19 protein-coding genes are annotated in these 15,622 nt (G+C 54.4%); 4 read left to right on the top strand and 15 right to left on the bottom strand.

The annotated features are described in order from the left end of the window. Positions 1-7: 7 nt before the first annotated feature. The 6 genes from CA948_RS04170 to CA948_RS04145 form a co-directional block, all read right to left on the bottom strand. Complete coding sequence (locus tag CA948_RS04170; protein WP_094196554.1) at positions 8-1,069, bottom strand: NADH:ubiquinone reductase (Na(+)-transporting) subunit F; 1,062 nt, start codon at positions 1,067-1,069, stop codon at positions 8-10. A gap of 15 nt (positions 1,070-1,084) precedes the next feature. After that, positions 1,085-1,447, bottom strand: a complete 363-nt coding sequence (locus tag CA948_RS04165) for a phenol hydroxylase subunit P4 (protein ID WP_094196553.1) — start codon at positions 1,445-1,447, stop codon at positions 1,085-1,087. Between the two features lie 66 nt (positions 1,448-1,513). After that, positions 1,514-3,019 carry an aromatic/alkene/methane monooxygenase hydroxylase/oxygenase subunit alpha gene (locus CA948_RS04160; protein ID WP_108727410.1) on the bottom strand — a complete coding sequence of 502 codons (1,506 nt, stop codon included), beginning with the start codon at positions 3,017-3,019 and terminating at the stop codon, positions 1,514-1,516. Positions 3,020-3,037: 18 nt separating this feature from the next. Next, positions 3,038-3,310, bottom strand: coding sequence for an MmoB/DmpM family protein (locus CA948_RS04155; RefSeq protein WP_094196551.1), 273 nt, complete (start codon positions 3,308-3,310; stop codon positions 3,038-3,040). Further along, positions 3,310-4,317 (bottom strand): aromatic/alkene monooxygenase hydroxylase subunit beta, encoded by a 1,008-nt coding sequence (locus tag CA948_RS04150; RefSeq protein ID WP_094196550.1) that lies wholly within the window; start codon positions 4,315-4,317, stop codon positions 3,310-3,312. The genes CA948_RS04155 and CA948_RS04150 overlap by 1 nt, the downstream gene beginning before the upstream one ends. A 23-nt stretch (positions 4,318-4,340) precedes the next feature. Beyond that, the gene (locus CA948_RS04145) at positions 4,341-4,613 is read right to left on the bottom strand and encodes a phenol hydroxylase subunit (protein WP_094196549.1); all 273 of its coding nucleotides are present in this window, start codon (positions 4,611-4,613) and stop codon (positions 4,341-4,343) included. Positions 4,614-4,964: 351 nt separating this feature from the next. On the opposite strand from CA948_RS04145, the gene CA948_RS04140 reads away from it, so the two are divergent. Next, a complete protein-coding gene (locus CA948_RS04140; protein ID WP_108727409.1) occupies positions 4,965-6,668 on the top strand; it encodes a sigma-54-dependent Fis family transcriptional regulator in 1,704 nt (567 codons plus the stop codon). A 35-nt stretch (positions 6,669-6,703) separates the two neighbouring features. Here CA948_RS04140 and CA948_RS04135 read toward each other — a convergent pair whose 3' ends face one another. Together CA948_RS04135 and CA948_RS04130 are read right to left on the bottom strand one after the other, a co-directional pair. Beyond that, entirely contained in the window at positions 6,704-7,066 is a 363-nt protein-coding gene (locus CA948_RS04135) for a hypothetical protein (RefSeq protein WP_125277818.1), read from the bottom strand. Between the two features lie 45 nt (positions 7,067-7,111). Further along, on the bottom strand, positions 7,112-7,588 hold the full coding sequence (locus CA948_RS04130; RefSeq protein WP_108727408.1) for a hypothetical protein: 477 nt from the start codon (positions 7,586-7,588) through the stop codon (positions 7,112-7,114). Positions 7,589-7,757: 169 nt separating this feature from the next. Between CA948_RS04130 and CA948_RS04125 the strand changes: the two genes are divergently transcribed. Beyond that, a complete protein-coding gene (locus CA948_RS04125; protein WP_094196545.1) occupies positions 7,758-8,036 on the top strand; it encodes a hypothetical protein in 279 nt (92 codons plus the stop codon). 246 nt (positions 8,037-8,282) lie between these two features. On the opposite strand, the gene CA948_RS04115 is transcribed toward CA948_RS04125, so the two are convergent. From CA948_RS04115 to CA948_RS04090, 6 genes are all read right to left on the bottom strand, one after another. Beyond that, complete coding sequence (locus CA948_RS04115) at positions 8,283-9,017, bottom strand: amino acid ABC transporter ATP-binding protein (RefSeq protein ID WP_094196543.1); 735 nt, start codon at positions 9,015-9,017, stop codon at positions 8,283-8,285. Further along, the gene (locus tag CA948_RS04110) at positions 9,014-9,712 is read right to left on the bottom strand and encodes an amino acid ABC transporter permease (RefSeq protein ID WP_108727406.1); all 699 of its coding nucleotides are present in this window, start codon (positions 9,710-9,712) and stop codon (positions 9,014-9,016) included. Before CA948_RS04110 ends, CA948_RS04115 begins: the two co-directional genes overlap by 4 nt. Beyond that, positions 9,709-10,446 (bottom strand): amino acid ABC transporter permease, encoded by a 738-nt coding sequence (locus CA948_RS04105; RefSeq protein WP_108727405.1) that lies wholly within the window; start codon positions 10,444-10,446, stop codon positions 9,709-9,711. The genes CA948_RS04110 and CA948_RS04105 overlap by 4 nt, the downstream gene beginning before the upstream one ends. A 102-nt stretch (positions 10,447-10,548) precedes the next feature. Continuing rightward, complete coding sequence (locus CA948_RS04100) at positions 10,549-11,358, bottom strand: ABC transporter substrate-binding protein (protein ID WP_094196540.1); 810 nt, start codon at positions 11,356-11,358, stop codon at positions 10,549-10,551. Positions 11,359-11,528: 170 nt separating this feature from the next. Continuing rightward, positions 11,529-12,071 carry a lipocalin family protein gene (locus CA948_RS04095; RefSeq protein ID WP_234354411.1) on the bottom strand — a complete coding sequence of 181 codons (543 nt, stop codon included), beginning with the start codon at positions 12,069-12,071 and terminating at the stop codon, positions 11,529-11,531. 114 nt (positions 12,072-12,185) lie between these two features. Beyond that, a complete protein-coding gene (locus CA948_RS04090; RefSeq protein ID WP_230018315.1) occupies positions 12,186-12,632 on the bottom strand; it encodes a GFA family protein in 447 nt (148 codons plus the stop codon). 171 nt (positions 12,633-12,803) lie between these two features. Here CA948_RS04090 and CA948_RS04085 point away from each other — a divergent pair, with 171 nt between their 5' ends. Together CA948_RS04085 and CA948_RS04080 are read left to right on the top strand one after the other, a co-directional pair. Next, positions 12,804-13,208: a RidA family protein gene (locus CA948_RS04085; protein ID WP_094196538.1), complete on the top strand. Its 405-nt coding sequence runs from the start codon at positions 12,804-12,806 to the stop codon at positions 13,206-13,208. A 261-nt stretch (positions 13,209-13,469) separates the two neighbouring features. Beyond that, positions 13,470-14,096 (top strand): hypothetical protein, encoded by a 627-nt coding sequence (locus CA948_RS04080; protein WP_108727404.1) that lies wholly within the window; start codon positions 13,470-13,472, stop codon positions 14,094-14,096. Between the two features lie 94 nt (positions 14,097-14,190). On the opposite strand, the gene CA948_RS04075 is transcribed toward CA948_RS04080, so the two are convergent. Beyond that, positions 14,191-15,618 (bottom strand): amidase, encoded by a 1,428-nt coding sequence (locus CA948_RS04075; protein WP_094196536.1) that lies wholly within the window; start codon positions 15,616-15,618, stop codon positions 14,191-14,193. Between the last annotated feature and the right edge of the window lie 4 nt (positions 15,619-15,622).

Here is a 15,622-nt window from a genome sequence, read left to right as displayed (position 1 = left end):
CTAGCCCTTAAATACGCTTGAACAAGGCCGAGCGCACCTTGCCGCTTGCCCCATCTGCCGCTGTCAGAAACTGCTCCATGTGAATGTCACGCTCAAAAAGACGGCTTTGCATCAAGGTGGAGATCGCCGCTTCGATCATGGGCGGCGGTCCACACAAATAGGCTTTATTGCCTGAACAGCGTTGCTCAAAGAACTGCCCCACTGCCTCGTGTACAAAGCCTACAAAGCCTTCCCAGGCATCTTCCGGCAAGGGCGCATTCAAGGCCGGAATGTAGTGAAAATTGTCATGCTTTTCAGCTAGCTGATAGAAATGATCGGCGTGATACAACTCGGCTTTATTGCGCGCCCCCTGGAATAGATAAATAGGACGGGTATCGCCCTCTTCCAGCAAATCCATAATCATGGATTCGGGGCTGGACAGGCCCGAGCCACCGGCGATGAAAATCGCACCTTGTGGATCGGACTTGCGCACAAAAAACTGCCCATAAGGACCAGACACATCCAGAGACTGCCCCACTTCCAGTTCCTCGTGCAGCCAGGTCGTGCCTGCGCCCCCTTCCACCTTGCGTACGTGCAAATCGATAATGCCGGCCATGGACGGCGGATTCGCAATGGAGAAAGCACGGGTACTGTCGATGGACGGCACCTGCAGGTTGATGTACTGCCCGGCCTGGAACGCCATCGGACGATCCAGTTCGAGGCGGATGTGCTTGATCGTGGGCGACAAGTCTTCAATCAGGACGACCTTGCCCTGATAATCCTCGACGGGCAGCCCCTGAAAATCCGGGTCCACGTCCACATCGGCCTCGATGACCATATCGGATTCGGGCAGGCAGCAGCAAGCCAGCAGCTTGCCTTCGTCCCGCTCCGAATCCATCAGGGCAAAGCTGGACGCATCGCCTGCGTCTGCATAACCTTCCAGCACCTGCACCTTGCAGGTGCCACAGGTTCCATGTCCACAGGCAAAAGGCAACCAAACCCCTTGTCGCAACGCCGCGTCCAACAAGGTTTGTCCGTCTTCCACCTCGACCACATCACCTGTGGGTTCTACGGTTACCTGATACGTCATTGCTGCCTCCGCCTCTTATACGCCCGTACCCTTGTAGCCATTCAGGCCAGGGGTTTTGAAACGCAACAAGGATTTGTGATCAAAGCCCTGGGCACCCAAGGTGTCGTTCGGGTTCAGTTCAACCGCCTCGCCATTCAGATTCCATTGCACCTTGCTCCACTCGATCTGTTCGAAGTCAGGGTGCTGGGCAAAGCCGGCCGGCATCAATTGCTGAATCAGTTGCGACACCGTCATGTCGGGCTGAACCAGAAAAGCCTTGGCTGAGCAGAACAACAAGTGCTCATCCCAACCGATGTACAACAACATGCTTTCGCCGTAATGCGATTTCTGATCGCGCGCGTAGCCTTGGTAGTCCGGGGTAATTGCAGTAACTGCCATCTTGATCTCCAATTTTTTTAGGTCGTGGCCGCGCCCGCCGGGGGCGCGGTCCTTTGTCTCGTGTGACTAGGCCGTCACTCCTTTCCATTCATTCCAGCGCGCTTCGTCCACCGAACCCTTGAAGTCCATATTGTCGACACCCACGTTCAGCTGGTAGTAGTCGCTCAGGATCTTCTCCAGCTCAGGACCACCGCAGCCGCCTTGCAGGATCTGGTTCACCGGCAGCCAGGCCTGGATGTACTTTTCAGGCTCGTGCTCGAAAATGTCGCGGCAGCCATCCGAGCACGTGTGGTAACGCTCGCCCTTGTACTGACTTTGGCGATAGGTAATTTCGTCGGGCTTGTCCATGTCGGTAAAGGTCATGGGCACCTGGCATACCTGGCACAGTTGTGGCAGGCCACTGGAATAGAAACGCTTGCCTTCGGCTTCCATCTTTTTGGCCATTTCCCAACGTGGGCGGTAGTACTTGTCGAACGTATCGGGGTACTTGGCGCTCAGCCAATCCAGTTCCTCGTCGCTGGGGATCCAGGTGTGGAAACCGGCAGCATGGCCGAAGTTGTAGAAAATCCACCAGGCTTGGTGCGAGATGTGCTCTTTCTCTTTCTCGATCACATCGCTGTACTTGGGCATGCGAATGCCATAGCGGGCCAGATCCTTGAACAATGCGCCACCGGCCTGCTCGAAATAGACCTCCCAAGCCTCTTTCCAGGACATGACCTTGTTGGGAAGCATATAGTCCATCATCATGGCCACCACGGACAGCAGGCGGGTGCCGCGCCAGAACCATTTGTCGATCCATTCCTGCACAATCGGCACGTTGTCCTCGTGCTGCTCCAGCAGGAACTTGATCACTTCCAGACCCAGCGTCATGTGGCGTGCTTCATCAGACTGTGAGCTGAAGCCGAAAGTCACGGTGGCCATGTCGCCGTTGTAGGCCGCACCCGACATAAAGGGCACGAACAGCAAGTTGGTCAGCACATACTCGAAGGAGAAGCTGATTGCCAACAGAAATTCAAAGGGGCCTGCAGCACGGGCATCTTCAAAAAAAGACTTGGGCACGGACAGGTACCAGACGCGGTCGTGCATATGGCTCCAGTCCTGGAAGCCATTGAAAAACTTGTTGTAGTGGCTCATGGCGTGAACCTGCGTCTGGACGTGACGCAGCTCGTCAATCGACTGCATCTGGCACGCAATACGTGCGCCAATACCGCTGAATTGACGTCCCACATGGGAGTAGCCCTGGTAAGCCTGGTATTCCAGCGGGGTCACCGCCGTCAGGAACACCTTGATCGCGTTCAGATAACGCGGATCGGAAATATTCATCTGGCCATTGTTCTGCGCGAAGGCATCAAAAATGGCGTACAGCTTCTTTTCTTTTTCAGCCTGGTACTTCCAGTACGCGTCCATTGTCAGACGGAACGGATCTTCCCATTTGGACCAGTCGGTAATCTTGATGCCCTCGAACTCCTCGTAGGGGAAGGCGTCCTTGCGATCCTGATAGCTGAATTCCCAGTCCAGATCACGCGTCAGATAACGATATTTGTCTTTGATATTTAGTTTTTTCGTGGCCATATTGCCCCCTTTTCTGATTTAGCTGTTCCAGTGCAACAACAAGCGGTCTTCATCTTCATCCACATTGCCACCCAAGGTGATCAGATTCAGATGCAGTTCCTGCATGTCCCACTGCTGCCCGTACTTTTCTTCCACGGTCTCGCGCTTGACGGTCAGTTGGCCCACACACTCAATGCGAATCATGGCTGGCTGATAAATCACCGTGGCGTCCGGGTTGTCTTGCTCGATGGCCTCGACGATGTAGCGCGACATGTCGTTATCTTGCAGACCGATATAAACCTTGGATTTCATCAGGCTTCTCCCCCCAGGCTCAGGCCTGCTTTCGTGACGCGTTTGGCAATGGTTTCCTGCACTTGTGCCCAGACTTGATCAGCCTGGTCGGCAAAGGCCGCCTGGATGTAGGGCATGAAGGCGGCTTGCACTTGCGGCAGCCACTGATCCAGCCAGTTTTGCAATTGCTGCTTGTTTTGCTCGCTTTCAGCAACGGCAATCTTGAAGACGCTATCGCTCCAGTTGGACAGATCTTTATGGCAATCCAGCATGAACTCCAGCAGCATATCCAGATCGCGGCCGCCTTCCTTGGCCAGATCCGCCACCAGGCCCTGGTACACCACTTGATGCACCACGGTGTTGATCAGCAAGGACTGCACCAGCAGCAGTTCAAACCAGTCTTTCTGAACCAGCGTTTTTTCGCACAAGGCACGCAGACCTTGCCAGGCCGCATCCTGCATCCAGGCCTCTTTGGCTTGGCTCAGGGAATCGGCACTATTGCCATCAATCAGCAGGCCAATACGGGAGACGTATTGCGCCATACCCAGCGCGTCCATCCCGGCATAGAGACAGGCTTGGGTAATAGTGGTGCCATACCCATAGGCCGAGCCGGACATGAAGTTCAGATTGGCGGTTTGCTCGATGTGGCGCAAAGGCAGCAGCAAACGGGTGACCTTGGCTTTGACCTCCTCGCTCAGGTACTGGGCCAGATCACGCTTTTCAAAAAAGCCGTAATTGGTTTCAGCCGCTTCCTGCATGCGGGCACGGTTTTGCACGTAAGCACCGTAGTAGAACTGACGGGGGTCACGGAACACATACCAATCCTTCATCTGGATGGCGGTATGCGTGGGGTCATTCAGGGTCTTATCCGGCATCCACAGGGGCCGGTAATGAAAGTTGGCCGTCGCCTGGGCATCGTATGTCGCTTCCTGGTAGCGGGTAGCCGGCTTTTCACCAAAGCGGCGAGCCACGTTGGCGAAGGTTTGCCGCACGGGCTGCAAACTGGCCGTTTTAATTTCTAATGTCATCCTCTTGTTCTCCTGAATAAAACCTACTGGGCTTCAGCCTGACGGCTGTTACCGACCAAAGTGTCATAACCAAAACGCCATTTTTCTTCGTTCTCGTCATTGACCCGCATTTGCTCCTCGCTCATGGGCTGGACATTGTTCTGCAGGCAAAACTGCTCAAATGCCGCCGGTGGCATGACCAGTTCCACAAACAGGTCCGGCTGACCAATAGCAAAATCAAATTCCACAAAGCGGGCATTGGCCGGACTGCGCACGCGTACGTACTTTGTCAAAGTGGGCAAGCTCGTGTCTGACATCGGTTCTCCTCCTGATCAAGCTGTTGCATGAGTGTCCACAGCCTGTTCATAGCAAACTGCGTGCCAACTTTATGTTTGAAGGATTTAACCCTTTAGGATTAAAGAGATAGAGGGGGTGGCAGTCAGATACCCTGTGCTACTGAGCGGCTGGCTCAACAGAAAATTGATCATTTGATCAAGTGCTTAGCGCCGTTTTCATCAAATGCTGAGTTAGGGTAAAGCCCTAGAAAAAACCGTTTTATCCGTCCTCTGGACACTATTCTGTTTTCCTTGAGTCACCAGAAAGACAGGCGGCATACTGATTTTTAAAACACCCAAAACCACAATAAGAAACAACAGATGGAGACAGCCATGGGGGCTACGGAACTCACACTGCCATTAAGTCAGGACCTGATCGACGCCATTCGCTTTGATGCCCGTGAAGGAAAAATATGGTTTGGCGAGCAGCGCATGCTTTTGCTGCATGCCAGCGGTTTTGGCCAGCTACGCAAGGAGCTGATTGCCTCTTTGGGCAGCGAGCGCGCCAAATACTTTCTGATGCGCTTTGGCTACCACGCCGGCATGAAAGATGCTGAAGTGTCCCAAAAAGTGCGCCCGGACCTCTCATTGAAAGAGACCTTTCTGGCCGGCCCACAAATGCACACCATTCGCGGCATGGTCAAAGTGGTGCCTACTTCTCTGACTTTTGATCGCGATGCCGGCCAGTACTACGGCGAATTTGACTGGTTTGATTCCTACGAAGTCAGCAATCACCAGAAAGAGCACGGCCAATCCAGCGAGCCGGTCTGTTGGAGCTTGCTTGGGTATGCCAGTGGCTACACCAGCTTCTATATGGGCAAGAGCATCATCTACAAAGAAACCCAATGCGGCGCCATGGGCCACAGCCACTGCAAGATCGTGGGCAAGCCTGCCGAAGAGTGGGAAGCGGATGACCCCGAGATTGACCGCTTCATGCTGCCTGACCCGGTTCAGGACGAACTGTTTGCCTTGCGATGTGAGCTGGTGAAGTTGCGCGAACAGGAGTTCAAACACTCCAGCGCCAACTTCACCTTGCCCAACTCCATTGGCCAGTCCGCCGCCTACCAGGCCGCCTGTCATCTGCTGGAAAAGGCGGCACAAAGCAAAGTCTCCGTGCTGCTGCTGGGGGAAACCGGCGTCGGGAAAGAAGCCTTCGCGCGCGGCCTGCACGCCGCCAGCGATCGGGCAGATCAGCCCTTTATTGCAGTGAACTGTGCGTCCATTCCCCCGGAGCTGATTGAGTCAGAACTATTTGGTGTCGAGAAAGGTGCTTATACCGGCGCGCATAAATCCCGCCCCGGTCGCTTTGAGCGTGCCCAGAGTGGCACCATCTTTCTGGATGAAATCGTGGAGCTATCGCCCCGGTCCCAGGCCGCCCTGCTCCGTGTCTTGCAGGAACAGGAGCTGGAGCGCGTCGGTGATGAAAACATCCGCCATATCGATGTACGCGTCGTGGCCGCCACCAACGAAGATCTGGCCGAGGCCGTACAAAAAGGCACTTTCCGTGCCGACCTGTACTATCGCCTGAATGTCTTTCCCATCCACATCCCGCCTCTACGTGAACGCAAGGAAGACATTCCGCTACTGACCGAATATTTCCTGAACAAGTACTCCAGCATGTACAAAAAACATGTGCTGGGGGTGAGCGACCGCAGCCGGGAATTGTTGATGCAGTACGACTGGCCAGGCAATATCCGCGAGTTCGAGAACATGATCGAGCGCGGTGTCATCCTGACCGAACACAATCATGAAATCGAAACCCACCACCTGTTTCCGCAGCAGAAAAGCGCTTTGCAATATCTGAGCAGCCTGAATACCCAGGGCTATATGGCCAAGGAAACCTGTTTTACGGCAAACCAGACCCAATGCGTGGAGCATTTGCTGGAGACACCCTTCAATCTGGATGATTTAGAAGAACAAATCATTCAATTGACGTTGAAGAAAACGAACGGGAATATTTCAGAAGCGGCGCGCAGGCTGGGGCTGACTAGGCCTGCTTTGGCATATCGGCTGAAAAAGGTGGCGATGCCAGCGTAAACAGCACCAGCGCCTTGCCCTGCCAGGCGCTCACCTTAACCAAATATATGCTGCCCTTGTAGCAGCCTTGCTCCTATGCCTGCGGCACCCAAGGCAAGCAAACCGATCAAAATGGCGTAAAGCGCCGTTAGATACCAGCCCAGTCGTTTACCAATACCTTGATTTGCCATCGGTAAGCCGCAACAAACACGGTCATAAGTGCGGCTCATGGCGAAAATCAAGCAGGAAAAACACAGACCCAAGGCGGCAAATACATAATTGATCAGCGCGAATTGACGCTGCGGGTTAGCAAACCCATCCACTAAAAACACCAAAGCCAGGAGCAAGGCTAACAAGGACAGCCCTAGTCCTGACACGGTGGCAGCACAATGGAAAAATACTTGTCTTTGACGTTCCACGATTTATCCCAACAAGCTGGCAGCGCCATCGCCAAACACGGCGCGTCAAGAGCCCATGCACACAGAAGCGGCAAGCACCTTGACCTCGCTATAGCGACCCTGACTTGTCTTGACCATGACGCATGTCTGGGTGGCACGATTCCACCAGGTCGTACTTAAACCTTTTGTTTTTACTGCGACATACCCTTCTCTTTGCAGCCTCATTTCTCCCCCCGCCGCACGGGCATCCTGAAGGCTGAGCGGGTCAAACTCCGACGTGTGGCTCTGCCCAGACTGCACGGCCTGCACCTGAATGACCGAACCGTCTTGGCTAATGAGCGCCTCGTGGCTGTGAATCACGCTATCTTTGCCGATCACCACCACATTGCCCGAGGCTTTCAGCGAATTCGCCCCCAGCATTTCAATGCTGTCTGCCTGCACATGGACCCGCCCTAAACGGGCATTTTCTTGTCCGTTGGCAGCGAGAGCCGATGCAGACACCCACAGCAGGCCCACGGTCAGCGATATACGTAACATCGTCATTATTTTCCTTTCGTATTTTTCATACAAACGTTAAGAGTCCATTAACTCGACAAGGTTCCTTGATCCGAGTCATTGCCTGGCTTGTCGGTCTCAATAGAACCCACATCAGCGGCACAACACTGGCCTGATTTCTTCTACCCACTACAATGGAGGCTTATCAAGGAGTCTTATGTTGGAATTTCAGCCCCGTGAACGGGCGTATTTATCTGGTATCCGTGCCCTGTCTCAAGATCAGGACGACAATGAAGTGTTTGTGGGTATGACCGTAGCCGAGTCCATTTGGTACGCAAACTACGTAGCGCAGTCATACAAAGGGGATGTAGCGCGAGGCGATGAGGCCGAAGCACATTACCTGGCCCTGCATGATCAACACGAACAGGCACGCCGTGCCGTACTGGCATCAGAGTCTGTGCTGCAATCGTTCGACACAGCCGCTCAGTCTTCCTGAGCACATCGCGACACTCTCCAGGCCGGGCAAGCATGTCATTAGCCCTGTTTCATCAAGCCTGGTTTGCTCGCCCATAAAAAAGCCCGCCCATTTTCAACAGGCGGGCTTTTTTTATGAAGACGGGCCCCAGCCTCTGCTGCGCTTGGCTTGGCTTGGCTTGGCTTGGCTTGGCTTGGCTTGGCTTGGCTTGGCTTGGCTTGGCTTGGCTTGGCAATCATCAAACTAGCTGCCGTGCAAAGGTACAAGCTACAGACGCAGCTCCTTGGACAAAAAGGTTTGCACTCGCTGTGGCCGGCCCTCCAGATCACCAAAGAATACATCCGTGGGTACGTCCTCCAGAATCTGGCCCTGATCCATGAAAACCATCCGGTCCGCCACTTTGCGGGCAAAGCCCATTTCATGGGTGACGCACATCATGGTCATACCCTCTTGCGCCAAGCTGACCATCACATCCAGCACCTCGTTGACCATTTCCGGGTCCAAAGCCGAGGTAGGCTCGTCAAACAACATGCAGACCGGGTCCATACACAAGGCCCGTGCAATGGCGACACGTTGTTGCTGCCCACCCGACAAACTGGCCGGATAGCGATCCGCCATCGCCTTCAGGCCCACCCGATCCAGGTACAGCAAGGCCCGTTCGGACGCTTCATCACGACCCCTGCCCAGCACTTTACGTTGTGCCAAGGTCAGATTGGCCAAGACATTCAAATGCGGAAACAGCTCGAAGTTCTGAAACACCATCCCAACCCGGCTGCGCAGTTCCGGCAGATTCGTCGCAGGATCGCCGACGGAAACGCCGTCCACCAGAATCGTGCCTTGCTGGAACGGTTCCAGACCATTGACGGTTTTCAACAAGGTGGACTTGCCCGAGCCCGAAGGCCCGCACACCACCACCACTTCCTGACGGTCCACCTGGGCCGTACAGTCCTTGAGCACCTGAAACGTGCCATACCACTTGGAAACACTATCGATACGGATCATTTGCCATCCAGTCGCAGATGTTTGTCATAACGTCGGGCCACCCGATTCGCAAGCAACTCCAGCGTTGCGCAAATCACGTAGTACATCAGCCCGACAAACAAGAAGATTTCAGTGGGGTGAACCATGACCCGATTGCTGACCTGAGTGGCAACAAAAGACAATTCCGCCACGCCAATGACATAAGCCAGCGAGGTGTCCTTGATCAAAGCAACCCACTGATTAATAAAAGAAGGCAACATCACCGGCAAGGCTTGCGGCAGAATGATGGACGTCATGATTTGAACAGTATTCAGGCCCAGCGCCCTGCCCGCTTGCCATTGCCCCGCCGGCAAGCTGCTGATGCCCGCTGACACCGAATGCGCCAGATACGCACCACCAATCAAAGACAAGGCGCAGACCACGGTAAACAGGCCCGGCACATCCACCTTGAACAGAATGGGCAGCAGAAAGTACACCCAGAAAATCAGCATGATCACAGGGATGGCACGGAAAAAGCCCAGAAACAGCAGCAAGGTGGTATGCGCCACACCGCGCGTCAACACCAGGGCCACCCCAAAGACCAGCCCCAAAATAGCCGACAGACTTGCCGAGAGCACGCTTAACAAGAGCGTCAGCGCCGCCCCACCTAAAGGGCCATGCGGATACGCCCCCACCAGGAAATACAGCAGGTTGTCATGAATTACATCGACGTTCATGACAGCCCACCTCGCACTTGCAGGCGATGGCGTTGCAAGCACTGCCCTCCCACCTCCACCAGCATGACCAACAAAACATACAGCAGCGTGGCAATCCCAAAGGACTGGAAGGTCTTGAAGGTTTCCGTTTCCACCTGACGGGAGGCATAAGAGAGCTCGGCCAAGCCAATGGCCATGGTCAGCGAGGTGTTCTTGATGACATTCATGTACTGCCCGATCAGCGAGGGAAAGGTATTGCGCAAAGCCTGCGGCATCACCACACAGCGCCAGACCTGCATGGACGACATACCCAAAGAAGCGGCAGCGGCCCATTGGCCTTTGCGCACTGCCCGCACGCCGGAGCGTAACTCTTCAGCTACAAAAGCCGTGGTGTAGATCGTCAAACCCACAAAAGCGGCCAGCATCTCGAAACTGGGCCACTGCACATCGAACAAGACCAGTTGCAAGATATGCTGAGTGTTCAACCATTGCACCAGCTCCGGCGGCATCAAGGCCGAGGCTCCGAAATACCAGAAGAACAATTGCACCAACAAGGGCGTATTACGGAACAGACTCAGATAAGCGCGCACCGGCCAGGCCAAGCAGACAAAGGGCGACAGTCTGGCAATACACACCAGAAAGCCCAAAATAGTTGCAGCGAAAGAGACAACTAAAGAGAGCTGGATCGTGACCCAGAACCCTTGAAGCAACCAGCCCACATAGTGGGGTGCCAGCCAGAAATCAGAAGACGGCATAGCAAACACCAAAAAGCAGGATCAAGCGATCCCGCTGTTAAAAACACAAACAGGAAAAGGCCAGCCTGAACAGTCAAGGCTGGCCTGCAAGCACGTGATGACTTACTGTTGCTGACCGATGCGGTACAAGCGATCTAGCGGGGTCTTGGATTGCGGGCCAAACCAGACGTCATAAATGGCTTGTGCCTTGCCCTGGGTTTCCAGCTCCAGCAAAGTTTCATCCACAAAGGATTTCAGTGCTGTCTCGCCTTTGGGGATACCAATGCCGATCAAGTCCTCGGAAATGCTGAAGGCCGGGATTTCATAGTTTTCCTTGTCCGGCACATTGGCCAGCAGACCGATCAGCTTGGGGCCATCCTGAGTAATGGCTTGCACATTGCCATTACGCAAAGCGGTAAAGGCGAAGGGCGTATCGTCATAGGCAACCAGCTTGGCCTGGGGGTATTTTTCACGCAGGACGATCTCATTGACCGTACCTTTATCCACGCCAATACGCAGCGAGTTCAACTGCTCGGGAGAGGACAAGACGCCTTTCTTGGCCAGGAACTGCTGGCCTGATGCAAAGTACGGAATGCTGAAATCAACTTGCTTGGCGCGCTCTTCCGTGATGGTGAAGTTGGCCAGAACCAGGTCCACTTTATTGGACGTCAGCAGCGGCACACGATTGGCCGGGTTGGTCGGTAAGACCTCCAGCTTCACACCCAGTTTGTCGGCCAGAGCCTGGGCAAAATCCACATCCAGACCGGTGATCTGACGGGACTTCTGATCTACAAAACCAAACGGTGGGTTGCTGTCAAAAGACGCTACTTTCAAGACACCCGTTTTCTTGATGTCATCCAGACGATCAGCCTGGGCCACGCCAGCCACCAACGCCAGGGTAAGGGTTGCGGCAATGCTTAAAAACGACTTCATGATAAACACATTCCGATAAAAAAATGGCACGTCCGATACATACCGTCGTGCCATTCGACCACAGCCACAAGCTATTCAAAACGATCTAATTTCCCCATGCTTATTACTAAAAACCCTAAGGGGATGCTCTGATTTATGCAGGTGTTGATCGAGCCATTACCGAATGCGCGCTACTTGTTGGTCGGTACTACCTTTTGCACTGCGAAGCCTTGCGCGGCTGCGTAATCCAGCAATTCGTTCACGACCTGTGGATCAGCCTGTTTTTCCCTGGATAACACCCAGAGATATTTCCTGTCCGGTGTCCCGACTAAAGAATATTGATAGTCCCCTTCCAGCTTCATGATCCAATAGTCGCCCCACACCATGGGGAACCAGGATAGCCATTTCGGCGCAAAGCGCACTTCCAATATCGCCGGATCAGCCGGCTCCACACTACGGGACAAACGCCCCTGCCCGATAGCTTCCTTCACTTCACCGTCCTTAGCCTGACAACGATTGGTGACCGTAATCGTCTTATCGGCTGCCATCACGTAATTAGCTTGCACATCACCGATGCACTCACGCTGAAAACTATTGGGCAAACGCGCCTGCTCGAACCAGGTACCCATGTATTTGTTCAGATCCACATTTTCCTGAGTTGCCAGATCAGCTTGAGAAGAGGCGCAAGCGACCAATAGTGCAGGCAGCGATAAAATAAGCATTCTTTTCATCATGGAGCACTCCTTATGCGTGGACCAGGATCGTGTTCCTGGAAGCATTCTTTAATAGCCATGGCAATGCAGGTTTGGCCAGATAAAACACCAGACTTGCACCAGCCAGCCCGATTATCAGGAAAACAACTTGATCACGTCTTCGCCCGTCATCTCCCGCGTTTTATTAGCAAATGCGTAGTTACCAGGTTTGTCATCAATAAAGACCTGCAGCTCAAACGGCCAGCTCCCACTATCCTTGAACAGACCAGCAGAGATAGCATGAAAGCCCCCTGCTTTGAGCTTGTAAAACAAATGGGTACCGCACACATCACAAAAACTGCGCTCCGCCCACTCTGAGGAGGCATAGGAACGCACGTGCTCCTCACCTTCGACCACGGGGGTTCCATGGGACTCCAGCGACAGGAACGGACCACCGGACCAATGGCGACAGATGCCACAATGGCACGCACTGACCGAAGGCTTGTCTTGCTGAACACGAATTGAAACGGCACCGCACAGGCATTTGCCGTGAATCATGGATTTGTCGTTTTCCATATGCGCCTCTTTTAGGTAGGTAGACACGTCATTCTAGCGGCTGAATCAGCCAATTACGGCAAGCCGATGTAAGACGTGTCCAAACCAGTGAAATCGCTCCATTTCCAGCTCAACCCTTGTCTTCCGACATAAAGCCCCAAGATACGACCCCGGTGCGTGAACACACCACCTCAACTGACTTTTTATGTGTTTATGAAGATGACTAAAAGCGCCCTTAATCCCCCCACTGTATTCAATTCTTTGCAATACGGTTTCAGCCAAGGTCTGGTTGTTACCGGCCAACGCCGTGTCATGTTGTCCGGACAAGTGGGTGTCGACGCCCAAGAGCAAACCGTCAGCGGTGGTATGCGCGAACAAACCGAAGCGGCACTGGACAATATAGAACGGGTTCTGGCCGAAGCAGGCGGCACAATCGACCAAGTCATTATGTTGCGAATTTTCATTCGGGAAGATGCCAGCTCGCCCCAAGAGCAAGATGCTATTGCAGCCGCATTGCTCAAACGCTTCCCGGTCAATCCCCCTCCTTCATCCTGGATTCTGATTCATGGTCTGGCCCGGTCGGAATGGTTGATCGAGATTGAAGCAGAAGCCATGCTGGATTAAGCCCAGGCTTTTTTGCACAACCTTGCCCGGCTCGCCTGGTCTGAGCCGGGCCACGGTAAGCAAGCCAACGCCAACCACATTCGCATACGTCGCGCGGCATGGACGTGCCTTAGGCCATCCATCACATCCCTTACACACTAAACACTGAATCTCTTAACAAGAGACATTTAGACACATTGCTAAAACAGCGTTGCCCAAAAGAGCACAAACGGCGCAGCTATACTAAGCGACCGATTGTTTAACCTACAGGGGAAGTTCGTTTTGCATACCGTCATTAAAATCGCCGCCATGAGCAGTGTTATTGTTTTGCTGGCCGCCTGCGGCAGTGCCAAAGATGCCAATAAAAGCAATTTCAGCACGGCGATTCAAACGTATTTGGATACTCAAAAAGGGCTATGTGCTGCCATTCCGGCAAAAGGTTCGCCATTTACGCTATCCAATCGCGACACGATAGGCAGCAGTAAAAAACGGGCAGACGCCTTGGTGGAAGCCGGCTTACTGAGCAAGCGCGATACGGAAGTCAAAGCGATGTTCAGTGACAAGATGGAACCGGGCTCCGAGTATCAACTTACTGAAGTCGGCCAAAAATTCCTGGTTCCTAACGGGGCCAACACAATGGGCGGGCACGATGCCTTTTGCACAGGCAAATTTACCATTGTGGCTGTAGACAACTTTACTGAGCCCAGCGACATGATGGGTGTCAAAGTCTCGCAGGTAAATTACCGCTTCAAACTGGAAGATGCAGAAGACTGGGCCCGATCCGAGGCGATCGGCGCCAATTACAGAAACTTTGCGGAGCGGGCAAAAGCCGAGGAACTCTCAGGCAAAGCCGCCCTGATTCTGACGAACGACGGCTGGATGCACGAGCGTTTGTTCAAACGCGGCTAAACCTTCGAGGTTAATGACAGCACAAGCCCCTACTTTTGGGGCTCGCGCTGTCACCTCATGCGCTGTCAAGCCGCCTGACTGCGGCAGGCAGGATTTATAGCCCCCAGTGCGCCAGGTCCGGATGACGAGAAAGTCGGCCAAGCGCCTGTTCAACAAGGTGCGCACAATCGAGCAAGGCTGCATCATGCCCTCGCGGGGTCATTAATTGAATGCCTGTGGGCAAGCCCTGCTCATCCAACCCGGTAGGCAGAGAAATGGCCGCCGCTCCCAGGAAATTGCCAGGACGCAGTAACTTACCCAATCCGGCATGCCGTACATCCTCGGGGTCCAGCGCTTGGGCCACCTGATCGCAGGCGGGCATCAACAAGGCAGCCGAACCTTGCATCGCCTGTGCAAAAACCTGCATATCAGTCCTTCGTCTTTGCAAAGCGGCTTCATAAGATGCGCTATCAATCATCCCACCTGCCAAAATACGGTCCCGCACCACCGACCACAAGGCTTGCCGAGAATCAGCAGCGAGCTCGCCGTAATAACGATAGGCTTCATACGCGAGCACCGTTGAATTATCCTCTGCCATCCGAGCAAAAGATAAAGCAGGGGGTGGCGTCCACGTCTGCACTTCCAGGCCCGCCGCTTGCAGACGATCCAGCGTGCCCTGCCAATTCAATTGTGTCGCGCTGTCCAAGGTAGCGGGCCAGGCCTGGGCATCGAGCACAGCGATGGGGCTGTGTATCGGTGCCGCAGGTGCTCGCAGGGCAGCCACACAAGCGGCAGGCAAAACCAAAGTCGATGGGTCGGCAATGTCCGGCCCCGCCAATACCGCCGCCAGTTGGCGGGCATCGGCCACACTGCGGGCAATCGGCCCCAGCACATCCAGGGTCTCAGACAAGGGCAAGCTGCCTGCGCCACTGATCATTCCGCTCGAGGGCTTATAACCGACAAGGCCGTTCAGTGTGGCTGGCGCACGCACTGAGCCACCGGTATCCCCCCCCAGGGCGATGGGCACCAAACCGGCCGCTACCGCCACCCCACTCCCGCTGGACGAGCCACCCGGAGCGCGGGCTACCGCAGCATCCCACGGATTGCGTGCCGTACCCTGAGTCAGGTTTTGCCCGGACAAGCCGAAGGCGAACTCGGTCATTTTGGTTTTGCCCAGCACCACCATGCCTTGCGCCATCAGCGAACGCAGTACAGTCGCCGTCTCCGTGCTGATCTTGCCGACACGGCTTTGAGAGCCCAGGGTCGCCTCGGTTCCTTCCCATTGAACACTGTCTTTGACCGCAACGGGCACGCCATGAAAAGGCCCCAGCACGATGCCAGCAGCCAGTAGACGGTCAGCCGCGTCTGCTTGAGCCAAGGCCCGCTCGGCCGTGATCACACTAAAGGCATTAAGTCCGGCAGCACGCTCGATACGGTCCAGAAAATAGGTGGCAACTTGCCGGGCACTTAATCGGCCCTGTCGAATCTCGAGACCGATCTGAAGAGCATCTCGAAAATGAAGGGCGACATCTTGTTTCAACATGGAG

Source organism: Alcaligenes aquatilis, from assembly GCF_003076515.1.
GTDB classification, from domain to species: domain Bacteria; phylum Pseudomonadota; class Gammaproteobacteria; order Burkholderiales; family Burkholderiaceae_B; genus Alcaligenes; species Alcaligenes aquatilis.
The sequence above is the reverse complement of the archived record's forward strand: the minus strand, read 5'-3'. Positions and strand labels throughout refer to the sequence as shown.

What these genes read in the sequence shown, in the direction of transcription:
- CA948_RS04110 (WP_108727406.1), bottom strand. Translation starts at nt 9,712, where the DNA reads ATGAACGTCGATGTAATTCATGACAACCTGCTGTATTTCCTGGTGGGG.
- CA948_RS04130 (WP_108727408.1), bottom strand. Translation starts at nt 7,588, where the DNA reads ATGACGATGTTACGTATATCGCTGACCGTGGGCCTGCTGTGGGTGTCT.
- CA948_RS04125 (WP_094196545.1), top strand. Translation starts at nt 7,758, where the DNA reads ATGTTGGAATTTCAGCCCCGTGAACGGGCGTATTTATCTGGTATCCGT.
- CA948_RS04140 (WP_108727409.1), top strand. Translation starts at nt 4,965, where the DNA reads ATGGGGGCTACGGAACTCACACTGCCATTAAGTCAGGACCTGATCGAC.
- CA948_RS04170 (WP_094196554.1), bottom strand. Translation starts at nt 1,069, where the DNA reads ATGACGTATCAGGTAACCGTAGAACCCACAGGTGATGTGGTCGAGGTG.
- CA948_RS04095 (WP_234354411.1), bottom strand. Translation starts at nt 12,071, where the DNA reads ATGATGAAAAGAATGCTTATTTTATCGCTGCCTGCACTATTGGTCGCT.
- CA948_RS04115 (WP_094196543.1), bottom strand. Translation starts at nt 9,017, where the DNA reads ATGATCCGTATCGATAGTGTTTCCAAGTGGTATGGCACGTTTCAGGTG.
- CA948_RS04100 (WP_094196540.1), bottom strand. Translation starts at nt 11,358, where the DNA reads ATGAAGTCGTTTTTAAGCATTGCCGCAACCCTTACCCTGGCGTTGGTG.
- CA948_RS04085 (WP_094196538.1), top strand. Translation starts at nt 12,804, where the DNA reads ATGACTAAAAGCGCCCTTAATCCCCCCACTGTATTCAATTCTTTGCAA.
- CA948_RS04165 (WP_094196553.1), bottom strand. Translation starts at nt 1,447, where the DNA reads ATGGCAGTTACTGCAATTACCCCGGACTACCAAGGCTACGCGCGCGAT.
- CA948_RS04145 (WP_094196549.1), bottom strand. Translation starts at nt 4,613, where the DNA reads ATGTCAGACACGAGCTTGCCCACTTTGACAAAGTACGTACGCGTGCGC.
- CA948_RS04160 (WP_108727410.1), bottom strand. Translation starts at nt 3,019, where the DNA reads ATGGCCACGAAAAAACTAAATATCAAAGACAAATATCGTTATCTGACG.
- CA948_RS04075 (WP_094196536.1), bottom strand. Translation starts at nt 15,618, where the DNA reads ATGTTGAAACAAGATGTCGCCCTTCATTTTCGAGATGCTCTTCAGATC.
- CA948_RS04150 (WP_094196550.1), bottom strand. Translation starts at nt 4,317, where the DNA reads ATGACATTAGAAATTAAAACGGCCAGTTTGCAGCCCGTGCGGCAAACC.
- CA948_RS04105 (WP_108727405.1), bottom strand. Translation starts at nt 10,446, where the DNA reads ATGCCGTCTTCTGATTTCTGGCTGGCACCCCACTATGTGGGCTGGTTG.
- CA948_RS04155 (WP_094196551.1), bottom strand. Translation starts at nt 3,310, where the DNA reads ATGAAATCCAAGGTTTATATCGGTCTGCAAGATAACGACATGTCGCGC.